Consider the following 15,207-nt stretch of genomic DNA (forward strand, 5'->3'; position numbering starts at 1 on the left):
CGAACTGTCCGAACCACTGTCGGTCGCGACCCGCGCGCGACTAGGCTCGACCACCATGGTCATCACATTGGGGGAGGGTAGGCATGAAGCCGTCCCGGCCGCTTTATGAGCGCGAACCGGAACTCGCCACTGCCGCACAAGCCATCGACGCGCTCTGCGGCGCGCAGGCCACCGGCGGGCTGCTGATCTACAGCGGCGAGGCAGGTATCGGAAAGACCGCTCTCCTGGACGAGATCCGGGCCATGGCGGCGGACCGGTGCACCATCTGGTCGGCACGCGCCGGTGAGACGGTCACCTCGGTGCCGTTCCACGTCGTGCGGCAACTGCTCCAGCCGACCCTGCACCAGCTCCCGCCCGACGACGTACGGGCCCTGTTCGGCCCCTGGTTCGACATCACCGCACCGGCCCTCGGGCTCGCCGAACCGTCCGGCCCGCAGACCGATCCGCAGGGTGTGCGCGACGGACTCGACTACGTCGTCAAACGGCTCGCGTCCCGGCTCAGCCACAACCCGCTGCTCCTCGTCATCGACGACGCCCACTGGGCGGACGGCGAATCGCTCGCCTGGCTCTCCGCGTTCACCGCCCGCCTCGGCGATCTGCGCGTGCTCGTCGTCCAGGCCCACCGGCCCGAGGAACTCGCCTCCCGCGAGGCCGCGCGCAACGCGGCCGGCGGCCACCCCGCCCAGATCCGCGTCGCCCTGCGCGCCCTGACCCCCGAAGCCACCGCCGCCCTCGTCCGCAGCTCCCTCGGGGAGCACGCCGACGACCCGTTCTGCCGCGAGGTGTGGGCGGTCACCGGCGGCAACCCGTACGAGGCGGTCGAGCTCGTCGCCAAGGTCCAGGACCGCGAACTGGTCCCGCTGGAGGAGTCCGCCGGGCTCCTGCGCGAACTCGGCGCCTCCGCGCGGGGCAGCGGTCTCGTCGCCCGGCTCGAACGGCTCGGCACCAACGCCACCCGGTTCGCCTGGGCGGCCGCCGTCCTCGGCACCGAGATCTCCCAGGACCTCGCCGCCATGCTGGCCGGCATGAGCGCGGCCGAGGCCGCCGACTGCACCGCCCGGCTGCGCGAGGCCCGTATCGTCAGCGGCTTCGACCCGCTGGAGTTCGTGCACCCGGTGATCGCCTCCGCCGTCTACCGCTCCATCCCGCCCGCCACCCGCACCGCCATGCACGGCCGGGCCGCCTGGGCGATCACCCGGACCGGACGCGGCCCCGCCGCGGCCTCCCGGCACCTGCTCGAAGTCCACCCGGACGACGACCAGGAACTCGTCGAGCAGCTGAGGGCCGCCGCGAAACAGCACCTCGCGGTCGGCGCGCCCGAGGCCGCCCGGCGCTGCCTGGAACGCGCCCTGGAGGAGCCGCCGCGCCACGACGTGCGCGCCACCCTGCTCTACGAGCTGGGCTGTGCGACGCTGCTCAGCTCCCCGGCCACCACCGTGCAGCATCTGCGCGCCGCCCTGGACATGCCCGGCCTCGCCGACGACCTGCGGGTCGACGCCACCTTCCGGCTGGCCGCGGCCCTGTCCCACAACAACCAGCTCAAGGAGGCGGCCCTCGCCCTGGCCGCCGAGGCCGAACGCACCGCGCCCGGACCCGGTCTGATGCGGCTCCAGGCCGCCCACTTCCTCTGGGAGGGCATGCAGGCCACCGAGGAGGACGGTCCCGGCCGCTCGCGCCGGCTCGCCGCCAACGCCGACCACCTCACCGGCCGGGACAACGCCGAACGGGCGCTGCTCACCCTGCGCGCCTTCGACGCCATGCTGCGCGGCGAGAACGCCGAGATCATCGTGGACCTCTGCGAGCGCGCCCTCGTGGACGGCCACCCCGCACGCGGACTCGGCTGGACCGACACCGAGTGGGGCTTCGAACTGCCCGCCCTGCTCGGCATCACCTACGCGTTCACCGACCGGCTCGACCGTGCCGAGGAACTGTTCGGCGAGGCGGTCCGGGCCTTCGAGATCTCCGGCTGGAGCGGCGCCCACCTCGCGTTCGCGCACACCCTCCTCGGACTGGTCCACCGCCGTCGCGGCCGTCTCGCCGAGGCGGAGGGCTTCCTGCGCGAAGGGCTGCGGCTGGCCGACCGCGTCGGCAACGGGCTCCCCGTCCACTGGGACGCGGCCTGTCTGCTCATCGACACCCTGCTGGCTCGGGGCCGGGTGTCCGAGGCGCGCAAGATCGCCGACCAGTACGACTTCGGCCTGCCCTATCCGAGCGCCATGGTGCTGCCCGACGCGCCGTGCGTCCGCGGCCGCCTGCTGCTGGCCGAAGGCCGTATCAAGGAGGCCGTCACCGAGCTGGAGGCCGCCGGACGCTCCCTGGAACCGCGCGGCAGGTTCAACGACATCTGGGGCCCGTGGGCCGGTGACCTGGCCCGCGCCCTGGCCGACGAGGACCCCGGCCGGGCCGCCCAGCTCGCCAACACGGCCCGCGTCCACGCCGAGCGGTTCGGCACCGAGACCGCCATAGGCGAGGCCCTGCGCTGTGTGGCCATGTTCGCCCGCCCGGAGGAGGCCGTCCACCTCCTGGGCCAGGCGGTCCGCCACCTGGAGGCGTCGCCCTCTGGCTTCGAGTTCGCCCAGGCGCTGCTCGACCACGGCATCGCCACCCGCTCGCCCCGCGAACTGACCCGGGCCCACAAGCTGGCCACGTCCTGCGGCGCGGAAGGACTGGCGGCACGGGCCCAGCAGGCACGTGCGTCGATCCGGTCCACCGAGTGAGGTAATGTTTGTCCTGCAGCCAGCACCCGGCCCGACCGGGTGACACGGCAGCGGGACGTGGCGCAGCTTGGTAGCGCACTTGACTGGGGGTCAAGGGGTCGCAGGTTCAAATCCTGTCGTCCCGACTTTTGAAGTCGCGAATCAGGGCCGGTTTCGGAATCTTCCGAAGCCGGCCCTTGATCGTTCCCTGCTCGTTACCCTTTCCCGTCGCCGGCCCCGCCCGGGGCCGGCGACGGGAGCAGGCGTCCTACCGGGCCAGCGTTCGGGAGTGGATCTCCGTGACCACCTTGCGGGCGGAGGTGAACGCTCCGTGCTGCCAGGCGATGGTGTTGCTGAGCCAGTCACCGGCGAAGTACACGTTTCCGGCCGGGCGGTTCAGGGTCTGGTACGCGATCCCCGTCTGCGACTCCCAGCCCGCCCAGCCGCCTTCGATGAACGGGGTGCGGTGCCAGGCCACGCTGAAGGACGAGGCCAGTTCGGAGCGGTACTTCTCGCCGTGGATCTTCACCCCCTCGGCGACCGCCCTGCGCTCACGGTCGGTGTGCGGCAGCCTGCCGTACTCGGCGGCGGGTTCCAGGGCGTGGTAATAGCCGATGACCAGACCGCGGTCGCCGTGGTAACCGTACGACGGGTACCAGATGGTGCCCAGGTCGTTGTCGGTCGGTGTGACGCCGCCGTAGATGCGCTCGTCCGTCTCCCACCACCGGGTCCGGTACTCCAGGCCGATCTTGCCGGCTTCCCACGGCTGCGGGGTGAGCAGCGCGTCCGTGACCCCGGTGCCGAGGTTGTGCTTGAGACGGGCCATCACCATCGGCGGGATGGCCGCGATCACGTAGTCGGCCCACTCCGTCACCGTCCGGCCCTGTGCGTTCACCCAGGTGACCGAGGCGCCGTCCGTGCGGTTCAGGACGGCGGCCGCGCGGGCCCCGTACTCGATGCGGTCGCTGCCGATCGCCGCTGCCAGCGCCTTGGGGATGGCGTCCATGCCGCCCACCGGCTGGAACATCATCATGGCCTGCTGGTAGTCGAACTCGAAGGAGAAGCGCAGCCCCAGCCCGCTCGCGATGACGTCGGAGAGGGAGGGCGGCGGGGCGAGCACCGTCCCGGCCTCCAGGGCGGCCCCGGGTTCGACCGTGTAGCCGCGGCGGCTGCTGCCGGTGTACGCCCAGTCGTCGGCGCGGCCCTTGAGGTCGCCGAAGTCCTTGAGGAGCTCCAGCAGCCGTTCCTTGTCGGTCGTGGTCAGGGTCTGGTCCAGCGCGCCCTGGTCGGTGGCCTTGGCGAGGAGCTCGGACACATAGCCGTACACGTCGGCCTTCGCGGTCCGCCACCGCACCGGCTGCCCGGCGAGTGCCGCGCTGTTCTCGTGGAAGATGTACGCGTTGGCGTTCTGATTCACGAACGCCTCCAGCGGAACGCCGAGTTCACGGCAGTACTCCAGCGTCACGTGCGACTGGGGTATGCGGCCGGGACCGGCGTTCATGTACTGGCCGGGCGCGAAGTTGGCCGTCTGGGTGCGGCCGTCGAGGTCGGTCTCCGTCGTGCCGCCCCGCACCGTCCAGTTGCGGCCGCCCGGACGGTTCTTCGCCTCCAGGACGCGGCAGGCGTACCCGGCCTTGCCCAGCTCGTACGCCGCGGCGAGACCGGCGATGCCGGCGCCGAGGACGATGACCTTCTTGCCGTTGCGACGGCCGATCGAGGTGAAGTCGCCTCGCCTCGGCGGACGGAACGCCCTCGCGTGCGCCTGGGGCACCGGTGCCAGGCCGAGCGCCCCCATGGCCGAATACATCACACCGGCGCCTCCTGATATCCCCACCGCTCTCAGGAATGCGCGTCGAGAGGTCTGTGCCACCATTTTCTCCTTTGTTCCCCCGGAGCCCTGGGATTCCTCGTCCGAGCCGCTTCTCGTTGACGTTGTGGCCGTGTGGGGGGAGGTGTGGCAGTGGCCGTGCGCCCGGCGAGGCTCCATGGGCTTTGTTTCATGAACGTGCTTGTGTCGTACGTGAGTTCCCCCGGCCCGGATCTTCCGGGCCGGGGCGTCCGTCTCAGCGGGCGGTCGCCGCGAGCATGCGGTAGTGCGCGGACCAGGGCCGGACGCGCTCGACGGCCGCCGCGGCCGAGAGGACGTCGGCGTCCGCGAAGCGCCGGCCGGCGATCTGGAGGCCCACCGGCAGGCCGTCGGCCGTGAGCCCGGCCGGCACCGAGATGGCCGGGTGGCCCGTGAAGTTGAACACCTGGGTCAGACACCAGCCCAGGATGGGATCGACGTCCTCGCCGTCGACCTTGTCCGGGCCGACGGTCCAGCCGTCGTCCCCGTTGGGGCAGCCCGCGATCCCCAGCGTGGGGCTGATGACGAGGTCGTAGCGGTCGAAGAGGTCGGCGAAGGCGTCGTAGATCACCGTCCGAACGATCTGGTCACGGCGGCCGTCCATCAGCGTGCGGCCGTCGGTGCGTTCGATCATCGCCCGCAGGGCCCACGGGAAGTCCTCCCAGGGCTCGCCGCGCAGATCGATGCCCTCGGCGGCGAACGCCTCGACGACGGTCGAGGCGATGGCGCCCGCGTTGCGCACCCACAGATCGGTGGCCTCCCGGTGCGGAACCGGGAGCGCGAAGTGCGGCCTGTCCACATGCACCCCGGCCTGCTCCAGCGCCGCCACCGCGTCGTCGACCACCGCGCGCACCCCGGCCTCGACCGGGAAGCCGCCCAGGGTGGGCAGGTACGCGGCGCGCAGTGCGCCCGGGTCCCTGCGCGTCGCCGCCAGGAAGTCCGTGCCGTCGTGCGGGACGCTGGTCGGGTCGCGGGGGTCGTCGCCGACCATGCACGACAGCAGCAGCGCACAGTCCTCGACGGAACGGGCCAGCGGGCCGTTGCTCATGTACGGGATCTGGCAGAGGAACGCGTCGGGGCGGACCGCGTCGGAGACCCGGCCGAAGCTCGGCTTGAACCCGACCACACCGCACAGCGCCGCCGGGATGCGTACCGACCCGCCACCGTCCGAGCCCTGCGACAGCGCACACAGCCCGTCGGCCAGCGCGGCGGCCGAACCGCCCGACGAGCCGCCGGAGTTCATGCCCAGCGCGAACGGCGTACTGGTCGGCCCGAAGAGCCTGTTGTCGGTGAGCCCCTTGTGCCCGAACTCGGGCGTGTTGGTCTTCCCCAGCACGATCGCCCCGACGTCCTCGAGGGCGGCGACGTGCCGGGCGGTCTGCTCCGGCACGTAGTCCCGGAACGCGGCCACCCCGTACGTGTTGGGCATCCCGGCCTTGTAGTCGAACAGGTCCTTGATGGCGATCGGTACGCCGTGCAGAGGCCCGGCCAGGCGGCCGCGCATCAGCTGCCGCTCCGACTCGGCCGCCGCGGCCATCGCCCGGTCCGCCGCCACATGGACGTAGGCGTTGAGCGCGGGGTTGCGTTCCTCGATGCGGGAGAGGAAGGCGGCGGTCAGCTCGCGCGGCGAAACGTCACGGCGGCGGACCCGGCTCGCTAGCTCCGTCGCCGGGGTCAGACATAACTCGGTGATCTCGGACGGAGAGGTCTGCGGCTGGATTTCGGTAGTGCTCATGGCCCAACTGTGGTGGCTCGAAGCGGGCGATGCCATGTGCACAGTGTGCAAGCCTCGACGGAAAGCTGCGCGCCCTGAGAAGCTTCATCTGTGACTGATGAGGCTGAATTGCTGTGTGTTGCCAGAGATCAACTCCTTGTGTCCGCAGATGTGTTGACCAAGCGAGTTGTCGACGGGATCAGACGATTAGGTGTTGGCCGGGAACTGACCGACGAACCGGGGCTCGCGGACACGGTGGTGGCCGAGACTCGTGCCGTGATCCATCAGTTGATCAACGCGCTGACCGACGACGCGGAGCCGCTGTGCCCCCCGGAGACGCGGCACATAGCGCGGCTCGCGGCGCGCAACGGCACCCCGGAGCGCGATGTGCTGGACGCCTACCGCGTGGGCCACCGCGTCCTGGAGGAGGCCCTGATCGACGCCGTCCCGGACGCCGCGGACACCAGCGCGGCCCTGGGCGCGGTACGGCTCGGCACCAGGCGCCTGTTCGATGAGATCGAGCACCTCTCCCAGCTGGTGGTCGTCGAGTACCGCGAGGAGGCGGAGGCGATCATGCGGGCACGGGGCCCGCGACAGCTCCGCGCCGTCCGGGCGGTCCTGGACGGGGAGCGCCCCGCGAGCCTGGACTTCTACAACGTGCGCGGCGACCACGTCGCGCTGGCCGCATCGGGCCCGGAGTCCGAGCGGGTCGTCCGGACCCTGGTCCGCGCGGTCAAGGCACCGCACTGCGTGGTCCGGCCGGACGACGAGCTGAGCTGGATATGGATCGCCGTCCCGCGGGTGGACGTGGTCGTCGCGGCGGCGGAGGCGGCCGCCGAGAGCGACTGCTGGGTCGGGGTGGGCGAGCCGGCCCGGGGCGCCAAGGGCTTCTGCGACTCCCATGCGGAGGCCCGCATGGCCCTCCGGGTCGCCGCGTACCAGCGGCGGTCCGTGGTGCGCTTCTCCGCCGCGGCGCCGGAGGCCATAGCGCTGGCCGACATCGAGGCGTCCCAGACCCTGATCCGCCGGCAGCTCGGGGACCTGGCGTGGCCGACCCGCCAGGCGGAGACCGCCCGCAAGACGCTCGGCATCTACCTCGGCTGCGGGTCGAACGCCCGGGAGACCGCGCGGCGCCTGCACGTCAGCAGCAGGGCCGTCGCCTACCGGCTCCGGCACGCCAGTGAGCTGCTGCCGCCGGGCACGGACGCGGGGGCACTGGAGACCGCCCTGGCGCTGCGGCTGCTGGAGACCCTGGGAACCGCCGATCCGGAGGGCCGGGACCAGCGGCCCTGAGCGGCAGACCGGCGCGGGCGGTTCCCGGGCCCGCGGTCTCACTGCCGTCCGACGGGGGACGGCAGTGGGACACCCCCCGGCGCGCCGGGGGGCCGGCCTGCGGTGAGGGGCAGCAGGCGGAGCGCGAGGCCGAGTTCGAGGGAGGACAACCGGGTGTCCGGCGGCAGAAGGGCGCGCGCCGCCTGGAGCCTGTTGGCGACCGTCCGCTCCGTGAGCCCCAGCTTGAAGGCCGCGGACCGGGCGTTCTGGCCGGACGCGAGGTAGATCTCCAGCGTCTTGCGGAGCGACTTGTGGCGGGCGCTGCCCCCGATCAGCTGTCCGAGGCGGCGGCGGACCAGGGCGCGGGTGGCGTCGACGTCCGCGAGGCCGATGGCCTCCGGCTCGATGTCGGCGAAACGCGCGCTCCGGCGCCCCGTCCAGGCGCACACCCGGAACGCGGACTGGGCCTCCCGGTGGGACCGCCGGAACCCCGCGAGGCCCTTGCCCGGCTCACCGGCGCCCAGGCAGCCGCGCTGCGCCCGCTCCGCCACGGCCTCGTGGAGGTCCGCCGGGCCGATGGAGCCGCTGAACCACGCCCACACGACGTTGCGGTCGGTGAACACGGAGATCGCCTCGTCCTTGCACTGGTGGGCGAACGCCGCCAGCGTCGCCGCCGTCGGGCCCTGCGCCACCACGGCGACGTGTTCCGCGCTCAGGTCGTAGCCGGGCAGTTCGGGCGCCGGCCCCGCCCCGTCGAGCAGCGACCGTACCGCCTGGAGCCGCAGCGCGTTCTCGTCGCTGCCGATCATCTCCGTCTCGTCCGCGTACTCGGTGGTCACGAGACCGATGAGGGATTCCGTCTGACGCAGTAACTGAAGACAGCAGAATTGCAGGACGCTCAATGCGCAGGAAGAACCTATCCCCGATTCCCGCGCCGCTTGGAAGAAGAAGTCCTGGATGACGCCGTGGGCTATCCGGTAACTCGAGACGACCTCCTCCAGCGGCGTCCCGTGCAGCGCCGCGAGCCGGGCGAGATGCCGTGCCCCGTGCGACTGTATGGGGACCTGCTGCCGCTTGCCGAGGCCGCGCAGGAACTGCGCGACGAGCATCTCGGTTTCCAGTCGTACCACGGTCGAAAGCGCCGGATCGGTCGCGAGCGGGCTGGTGGGTATTCCGTCGCGCCAGATCGCCGTGAGAATTTTGTCGGTGAGGGCGGACTGATGCTCCAGAAGCCATTCGGTGAAGAGGCGGATACTGTTTTCGGATTCCGTCATTTCGATCGAGTCCTTCGGCGCTCGGAGTAACCAGACCTGTGTCGCGGAGATGCCCGTCCGGGGGTCGGCGGGCGGGGTGAGGGGCGGCGCGGCCGTGGGGAGCGGGGTGCCTGACGGGGTGCCGGGTGTTTCCGGACGAGGGAATTCCCGGGATGTCAGCCCGTCGGACGTGGGGAACCGCTCATGAGGCTCTTCGCCGGGCGGGATGCGTGAGACATGGTTCCCGCGCTTCGGCGGAGGCGTGATCCGTGCGCTGGCGAGGGGCGGTGGCGCGCGGCGCTCGGCCCGTACCGGTCAACTCGTGCCCCCCACCCGTCATTTGACCGTCAGTAATCCATTTACGGGACTTGAGTATATGGCTCCCGGAGAACGTACGGGCGGGTAAGCCGAAACGCCGATGTGAACTCCGTCCCGGAGGGCCGCGTGAATCCGCGCAAACACCGGGTCGCCCGCCCCGTGAGTCACCGGAGTGCGGAGCTGTCGATGACCGGGATCACATGTCCGGGAAATTGGCCGAAAAGCGAATGCATGACTCCCGGTAACACCGGACGGCGCGATGGGGAAGGTGAAGCGCCGGTTCCGCTGGATGCCGTCGAAGCGGGGGAGGGGCCGTGACACCCGCCGCCCGGCGGATTTCCGCGATGCCGGGGGAACCGGGCGCCCCCGGGTCCACCGATTTCCCGGACCGGGAAGATCGCGAAGAGATATTTCCCGCTGCTGTCATTGTCCGGGCGCGCCGGGCGGTGGCAGGCTGACCGATATCGCAGAGCCCCCGCCCCCGCCGACCTCCCGCACTCCGGTCCCTTCCCGCGGGCCGGCGCCCGTCCGGGCCGCGACGCACTCCTCGACACGCCACACACCAGTCCGGCACGTCCCAAGGGAGGACCATGACCACCCCCGCTGCCACGGACCCGGGCACCGGCCCGCACGCGGCCCCCTCGCTCGGCTGGTCCGACGGGGCCGTCCGCGTCATCGACCAGCGAGCGCTCCCGCACGAGACCCGGTGGATGCGTCTGGAGACCGTGGACGAGGTGATCGCGGCCATCCGCTCGCTCGCGGTGCGCGGCGCCCCCGCGATCGGGCTGGCCGGAGCGCTCGGCGTGGCCCTGTCCGCGCGGGCGCACACGGCGGACGACGGCACCACCGACATGGCCGCGGTCCGCGCCGACGCCGAGCGGATCGCGACCGCCCGGCCGACCGCGGTGAACCTGGCCTGGGCGGTCGCGCGGATGCTCGAACGGCTGCCGGAGGGACCCGACGCGGTACTGCGCGCGGCACAGGAGGCGATCGACGAGGACATTGCCACGAACCGCGGCGCCGCCGTCCGCGCGGCGGACCTGGTGGCCGGACTCCTGCCGGACGGCCCCCTCCGCATCCTCACCCACTGCAACACCGGCCGGCTGGCCACCGCGGCGGTCGGCACCGCGCTCGGCACGATCCTGGAACTGGCGGACCGGGGCCGCGTGGCCGAGGTACTGGTGGACGAGACCCGCCCCCTCCTCCAGGGCGCCCGGCTCACCGCCTGGGAGCTGCGGGAGGCGGGCGTCCCCTACCGGCTGTGCCCCGACTCGGCGGCCGCGGCGGCCATGTCGAGGTCCATGGTGGACTGCGTCCTGGTGGGCGCGGACCGTATCGCCGTCAACGGCGACACGGCCAACAAGATCGGCACCTACGCCCTGGCCGTCGCGGCCGCGCGGCACGGCATACCGTTCGTCGTCGTGGCGCCGGAGTCCTCCTGGGACCCCCGACTGCCGGACGGCTCCGGGATCGTGGTCGAGGAGCGCGGCGCGGACGAGGTGACCACCCTGGGCGGCGTCAGCATCGCCCCGGCCGGCGCTCCGGTGTTCAACCCGGCCTTCGACGTCACCCCGTGCGAGCTCATCACCGCGGTCGTCTCCGAATCACGGGTGCTGCGGCCGTCGCCGGAGCCGGACGCCACCGCGGCCGGGCGGCCCGGCGAACGGCCCGGCGAACGGCCCGGCGAACGGCTCGGCGAACGGCCCGGTGGCGACGCCGGGTCCGGTGACCGGATGCGCGCGGCCAGGTCCCTCGCCGACCACTGCCGCCCGCTGTACGCACAGGGCTGGATGCCGGGGACCGCGGGCAACCTCTCGGTGCGGCTGCCGGGGGAGCCCCGGCACGCCCTCATCACGGGCAGCGGCCTCGCCAAGGGCTCCCTCGGACCGGCCGACATGGTCCTCGTGGACGCCGCCACCGGCCGGCCCGTCCGCCCGGCCGGTGCCGGGCCCCGCCCGTCCGCCGAGACCGCCATCCACGCGGCCGTCTACCGCTCGGTGGACGCGAATGCCGTCATACACGTGCACGCGCCGTACAGCACCGCGATGGCCCGGCGGCTGGGCGCGCCCGACCGGCTCTCCTGGCTGGCCCTGAGCGACCTCGAACTGCTCAAGGGGCTCGGTCTCCAGGACCCCGGCCACGCCGAACTCCCCGTCTTCCCCAACTGGCCCGACGTCAGCCGCATCGCCGACGACGTGGCCGCCCACCTCGCCGACCTCCCGGAGCCCCCGCCCGTACTCCTCCTGGCGGACCACGGAGTCACCGTCTGGGGCGACGACCTCGATCAGGCGCGCGACCGTCTGGAGTGCGTCGAGGCCATGTGCCACCTGCTGCTGCTCACCGGAGAACCGGACACGACCCGTCCGGCCGACCGACGCCTCCCGCGAAAGGAAGACTCGACGTGACACTCCTTCAGGTCATGCCGGACGACGCACCGGGGACGGTGCTGCTGCGTACCCGCGAGGACGCACGCGTCATCGGCGAACTCGCCGAGCACGGCGTCTCGTTGCGGCGCTGGCCGGTCCGCACCGGCGACACCCCGGCACTGGACGACCAGGCCCTCCTGGACCTGTACCGCGACAAGATCGACGAGGTGCGCGCCCGGGACTCGATGAAACTCGTCGACGTGGCCCGGCTGCACCCCGCCCCCACCGAGGAATGGCGCGAACGGGCCGCCAAAGCCCGTACGACCTTCCTGGAGGAGCACCGGCACGGCGAGGACGAGGTGCGGTTCTTCGCACACGGCCGCGGCCTGTTCACGCTGCACCTCGACAACCGGGTCCTCGCCGTCCTCTGCGAGGCCGGGGACCTGCTGTCGGTGCCCGCCGGGGTGCGTCACTGGTTCGACATGGGGGAGCGCCCCGACTTCGCCGCCATACGCTTCTTCCAGGAGGAGGACGGCTGGGTGGGCGACTTCACCGGGGCGCCGATCGCCCGCAGCTTCCCCGGCCTTGACGAGCTGGCGGGCAGCGACCTGTGACCGCTGTCCGCGCGCACGCGGTGGTGCTCGACATCGAGGGCACCACGGGCTCGGCGGCGCACGTGCGGGACGTGCTCTTCCCCTACGCGCGACGGCGGCTGCCCGACTGGTTCGAGCAGCACCGGGACGACCCCCGCACGGCCGAACTGCTGGCCGGCGTACGGCAGGAGACGGGGTCCCCCGGACTCGGCGTCGCGGACGCGGTGGCCCGGCTGGCCGCCTGGTCGGACGCCGACGTCAAGGCCGCCCCGCTCAAGAAGGTCCAGGGCTGGATCTGGGCCGAGGGCTACGCCGACGGCTCCCTGCACGGGCACGTGTACCCGGAGGTGCCCGGGGTGCTGCGCGGCTGGCGGGACGACGGCATCGCCCTGTACACGTACTCCTCCGGCTCCGTGAAGGCCCAGCGCGACTGGTTCGGCCACACCGAGTTCGGGGACCTGTCCGTGCTGCTCGACGGCCTCTTCGACCTGGAGACGGCGGGCCCGAAGCATGCCCCGGACTCCTACCGGCGCATCCGGGACGCGCTCGGGGTCCCGGCCGCGACGTGCCTCTTCCTGAGCGACAGCGCGGCCGAACTGGACGCCGCCGCCGAGGCCGGATGGCACGCCGTCGGCGTCCGCAGGGACGACGACCCGCGCGGCTCCCACCTGCCCGGACACACCACCGTGGCCGAGCTGACCGCCCTGTCCGTGCGGCCGGCCGAGGACGCCGGCCCCACCCCCGAGAAGAACACCGGAAAGGTGCACTCCGCATGAACGCCGCTCGTGATGCCCTCGCCCGTGCCGAGATAGGAGTGATCGGCGGCACCGGGCTCTACGCCCTGCTGTCCGACGCCACGGAAGTCACCGTCTCCACCCCGTACGGCGACCCCGCCGACGTCGTCACGGTGGGCACGGTCGGCGGCCGCCGGGTCGCCTTCCTGCCCCGGCACGGCCGCGGCCACTCGCTGCCGCCGCACCGCATCAACTACCGGGCGAACCTCTGGGCGTTGCGCTCCCTGGGCGTCGCACAGATCATCGCCCCCTGCGCCGTGGGCTCACTCCGCCGCGAGCTGGGACCGGGCACCGTCGTCGTCCCGGACCAGGTGGTGGACCGTACGGCCGGCCGGCCGTCGACCTTCTTCGACGACGTCGTCTCCCATGTGTCGTTCGCCGACCCCTACTGCGGCGCCGGCCGGGCCGCCGTGCTCAAGGCGGGGGCCGACGGCGGCGGCGAACCGCTCGTCGACGGGGGAGCGATGGTCGTGATCGAGGGCCCCCGCTTCTCCAGCCGCGCCGAGTCGCGCTGGTACGCGGCCCAGGGGTGGTCGCTGGTGAACATGACCGGGATGCCGGAGGCGGCCCTCGCCCGCGAACTCGCCCTGTGCTACACGTCGGTGGCGCTGGTGACGGACCTGGACGCGGGACTCGACGCCGAGGAGAGCGTGGCCCAGGAGGACGTCTACGAGGTCTTCTCCCGCAACCTCGGACGCCTGCGCGATCTCGTGCTGGCCACCGTGGCCCGGCTCCCCGAGGAGCGCGCGTGCCGCTGCGCCCGCGCGCTGGACGGGGTGGACGCGCCCTTCCTCACCGGCTGAACGGAGCCGGGGCACGCGACGGGGGCCGCGGGCTCCGGCAGCGGTTCGTGCACGCTGCCGGAGCCCGCGGCCCCCGTCGCTGCCGGTCAGGCGGCCCCGATGGCCAGAACGGCGTTCTGGCCCCCGAAGCCCATCGAATCGCTCAGCGCGAGGCCGACCGGGTGGGCCTTGGCGACCGTGACCGCGTTGATGTCGATCTCCGGGTCCTGGTCCGTGAGGTTGGCCGTCGGAGGGATGACGCCCTCCTCGACGGTGAGCACCGTGTAGGCGGCCTCGATCGCGCCCGCCGCCCCGAGGAGATGGCCGGTGACCCCCTTGGTCGAGCTGACGAACGGCCCGCCGGGCAGGACCCGGTGCAGCGTCCGCGCCTCCGCGAGGTCGTTGAGCGGTGTGGAGGTGCCGTGCGCGTTGACGTACGAGACGTCGTCCGGTGAGGCGCCCGCGCCGTCCAGGGCCTGGCGTACGGCCTGTTCCAGACCGCGCCCCTCGGGCTGCGGAGCGGTGATGTGATGGGCGTCCGCGCTCGTTCCGTGGCCGAGGACCCGGGCGCGCACGCGGGCTCTCCTGGCACGCGCGTCCGCGGTGCGTTCGAGGACCAGGAGTCCGGCGCCCTCACCGGCGACGAAGCCGTCGCGCGCCCGGTCGAAGGGGCGTGAGGCCTCCTCGGGGCGGCCGTCGTTCCGGGACAGCGCCCCCATGTTGGCGAAGCCCGACATCGCCAGCGGCGTGATCATCGCCTCGCTGCCGCCGGCCAGGACGACATCGCAGCGCCCGAGCGTCAGCAGGTCGCACGCGGTGGCGATGGCGGTGGCGCCGGAGGCGCAGGCCGTCGCCACCACGAGATTCGGGCCGGTGGCGCCGAACTCGATCGCGACCTGCCCGGCCAGCATGTTCGGCAGGTGCATGGCGAGCAGGATCGGCGAGACGCGCTGCGGCTTCTGGCCCAGGAGCACCTCGTGCTGCTGCTCGTAGGTGTGGATGCCGCCCGCGGCACTGCCCAGGACCACGCCCACCCGGGCACCGTCCCAGCCGGCCGGGTCGAGCCCGGCGTCCGCCAGCGCCTCCCGTGCGGCGACCAGCGCGAACTGGACGAATCTATCGAGGCGGCGGGCCCGCCCGCCGCCCAGCAGGTGGTCCGGATCGAAGCCGGGGACCCGGCAGGACAGCTCCACCGGCATCCCCTTGAGCGCGGGATCGAGGGCGGCCGCGGTCCCGCGGGCCGCCCGCACCGCCGCCCAGTTGGGCCCGACGCCGATCCCGGCCGGGGTGACGAGCCCCAGGCCGGTGACCGCGATGTCGGTCGGCAGCGTCATACCGCCTCCTGGGCTACCCGGTCCTCCAGCAGCCGGGCCACGTCCGCGAGGGTGGGCAGGTCGCGCAGTTCGTGGTCCTCGACGTCCACCCCCAGATCGCGTTCGAGGATGACGGTCAGCTCGACGAGGGTGAGCGAGTCGAACTCGACGTCCTCCAGGGACGCCTCCGGCCGCACCAGGTCGGCCGAGACCTTGAGTTCGTCGATGAGGATCTTCCTGAGCGCCTCGAAACTGTCCAT

The 15,207-nt window shown here is 72.7% G+C and carries 11 protein-coding genes and 1 tRNA gene; 7 read left to right on the forward strand and 5 right to left on the reverse strand.

Annotated elements, in window-relative coordinates; translation table 11 throughout:
• The first annotated feature begins 83 nt into the window (after positions 1-83).
• Both OG710_RS27455 and OG710_RS27460 read left to right on the forward strand, forming a co-directional pair.
• Entirely contained in the window at positions 84-2,717 is a 2,634-nt protein-coding gene (locus OG710_RS27455) for an ATP-binding protein (RefSeq protein ID WP_330241723.1), read from the forward strand.
• A 51-nt stretch (positions 2,718-2,768) separates the two neighbouring features.
• A tRNA-Pro gene (locus tag OG710_RS27460) sits at positions 2,769-2,842 on the forward strand.
• A 122-nt stretch (positions 2,843-2,964) separates the two neighbouring features.
• Here OG710_RS27460 and OG710_RS27465 read toward each other — a convergent pair.
• Positions 2,965-4,503 (reverse strand): flavin monoamine oxidase family protein, encoded by a 1,539-nt coding sequence (locus OG710_RS27465; protein WP_330242356.1) that lies wholly within the window; start codon positions 4,501-4,503, stop codon positions 2,965-2,967.
• Positions 4,504-4,759: 256 nt separating this feature from the next.
• The gene (locus OG710_RS27470) at positions 4,760-6,277 is read right to left on the reverse strand and encodes an amidase (RefSeq protein WP_330241724.1); all 1,518 of its coding nucleotides are present in this window, start codon (positions 6,275-6,277) and stop codon (positions 4,760-4,762) included.
• A gap of 255 nt (positions 6,278-6,532) precedes the next feature.
• On the opposite strand from OG710_RS27470, the gene OG710_RS27475 reads away from it, so the two are divergent.
• Entirely contained in the window at positions 6,533-7,549 is a 1,017-nt protein-coding gene (locus tag OG710_RS27475; protein ID WP_330241725.1) for a PucR family transcriptional regulator, read from the forward strand.
• 38 nt (positions 7,550-7,587) lie between these two features.
• Here OG710_RS27475 and OG710_RS27480 read toward each other — a convergent pair whose 3' ends face one another.
• Positions 7,588-8,802 (reverse strand): PucR family transcriptional regulator, encoded by a 1,215-nt coding sequence (locus OG710_RS27480; protein WP_330241726.1) that lies wholly within the window; start codon positions 8,800-8,802, stop codon positions 7,588-7,590.
• Between the two features lie 887 nt (positions 8,803-9,689).
• Here OG710_RS27480 and mtnA point away from each other — a divergent pair.
• Genes mtnA through OG710_RS27500 form a run of 4 tightly spaced genes read left to right on the forward strand, consistent with a single transcriptional unit; the run spans position 9,690 to position 13,655 of the window.
• Positions 9,690-11,504, forward strand: coding sequence for an S-methyl-5-thioribose-1-phosphate isomerase (gene mtnA, locus OG710_RS27485; RefSeq protein ID WP_330241727.1), 1,815 nt, complete (start codon positions 9,690-9,692; stop codon positions 11,502-11,504).
• Positions 11,501-12,079, forward strand: coding sequence for a 1,2-dihydroxy-3-keto-5-methylthiopentene dioxygenase (locus OG710_RS27490; RefSeq protein ID WP_330241728.1), 579 nt, complete (start codon positions 11,501-11,503; stop codon positions 12,077-12,079). Before mtnA ends, OG710_RS27490 begins: the two co-directional genes overlap by 4 nt.
• Complete coding sequence (mtnC, locus tag OG710_RS27495) at positions 12,076-12,834, forward strand: acireductone synthase (protein ID WP_330241729.1); 759 nt, start codon at positions 12,076-12,078, stop codon at positions 12,832-12,834. The genes OG710_RS27490 and mtnC overlap by 4 nt, the downstream gene beginning before the upstream one ends.
• Entirely contained in the window at positions 12,831-13,655 is an 825-nt protein-coding gene (locus OG710_RS27500) for an S-methyl-5'-thioadenosine phosphorylase (RefSeq protein ID WP_330241730.1), read from the forward strand. The genes mtnC and OG710_RS27500 overlap by 4 nt, the downstream gene beginning before the upstream one ends.
• Positions 13,656-13,741: 86 nt before the next feature.
• Here OG710_RS27500 and OG710_RS27505 read toward each other — a convergent pair whose 3' ends face one another.
• Together OG710_RS27505 and OG710_RS27510 are read right to left on the reverse strand one after the other, a co-directional pair.
• Positions 13,742-14,968 (reverse strand): beta-ketoacyl-[acyl-carrier-protein] synthase family protein, encoded by a 1,227-nt coding sequence (locus OG710_RS27505; protein WP_330241731.1) that lies wholly within the window; start codon positions 14,966-14,968, stop codon positions 13,742-13,744.
• Positions 14,965-15,207 carry an acyl carrier protein gene (locus tag OG710_RS27510; protein WP_330241732.1) on the reverse strand — a complete coding sequence of 81 codons (243 nt, stop codon included), beginning with the start codon at positions 15,205-15,207 and terminating at the stop codon, positions 14,965-14,967. Before OG710_RS27510 ends, OG710_RS27505 begins: the two co-directional genes overlap by 4 nt.

Origin of the sequence: Streptomyces sp. NBC_00525 (genome assembly GCF_036346595.1) — a bacterium.
In the GTDB taxonomy this organism is placed as follows: Bacteria; Actinomycetota; Actinomycetes; order Streptomycetales; family Streptomycetaceae; genus Streptomyces.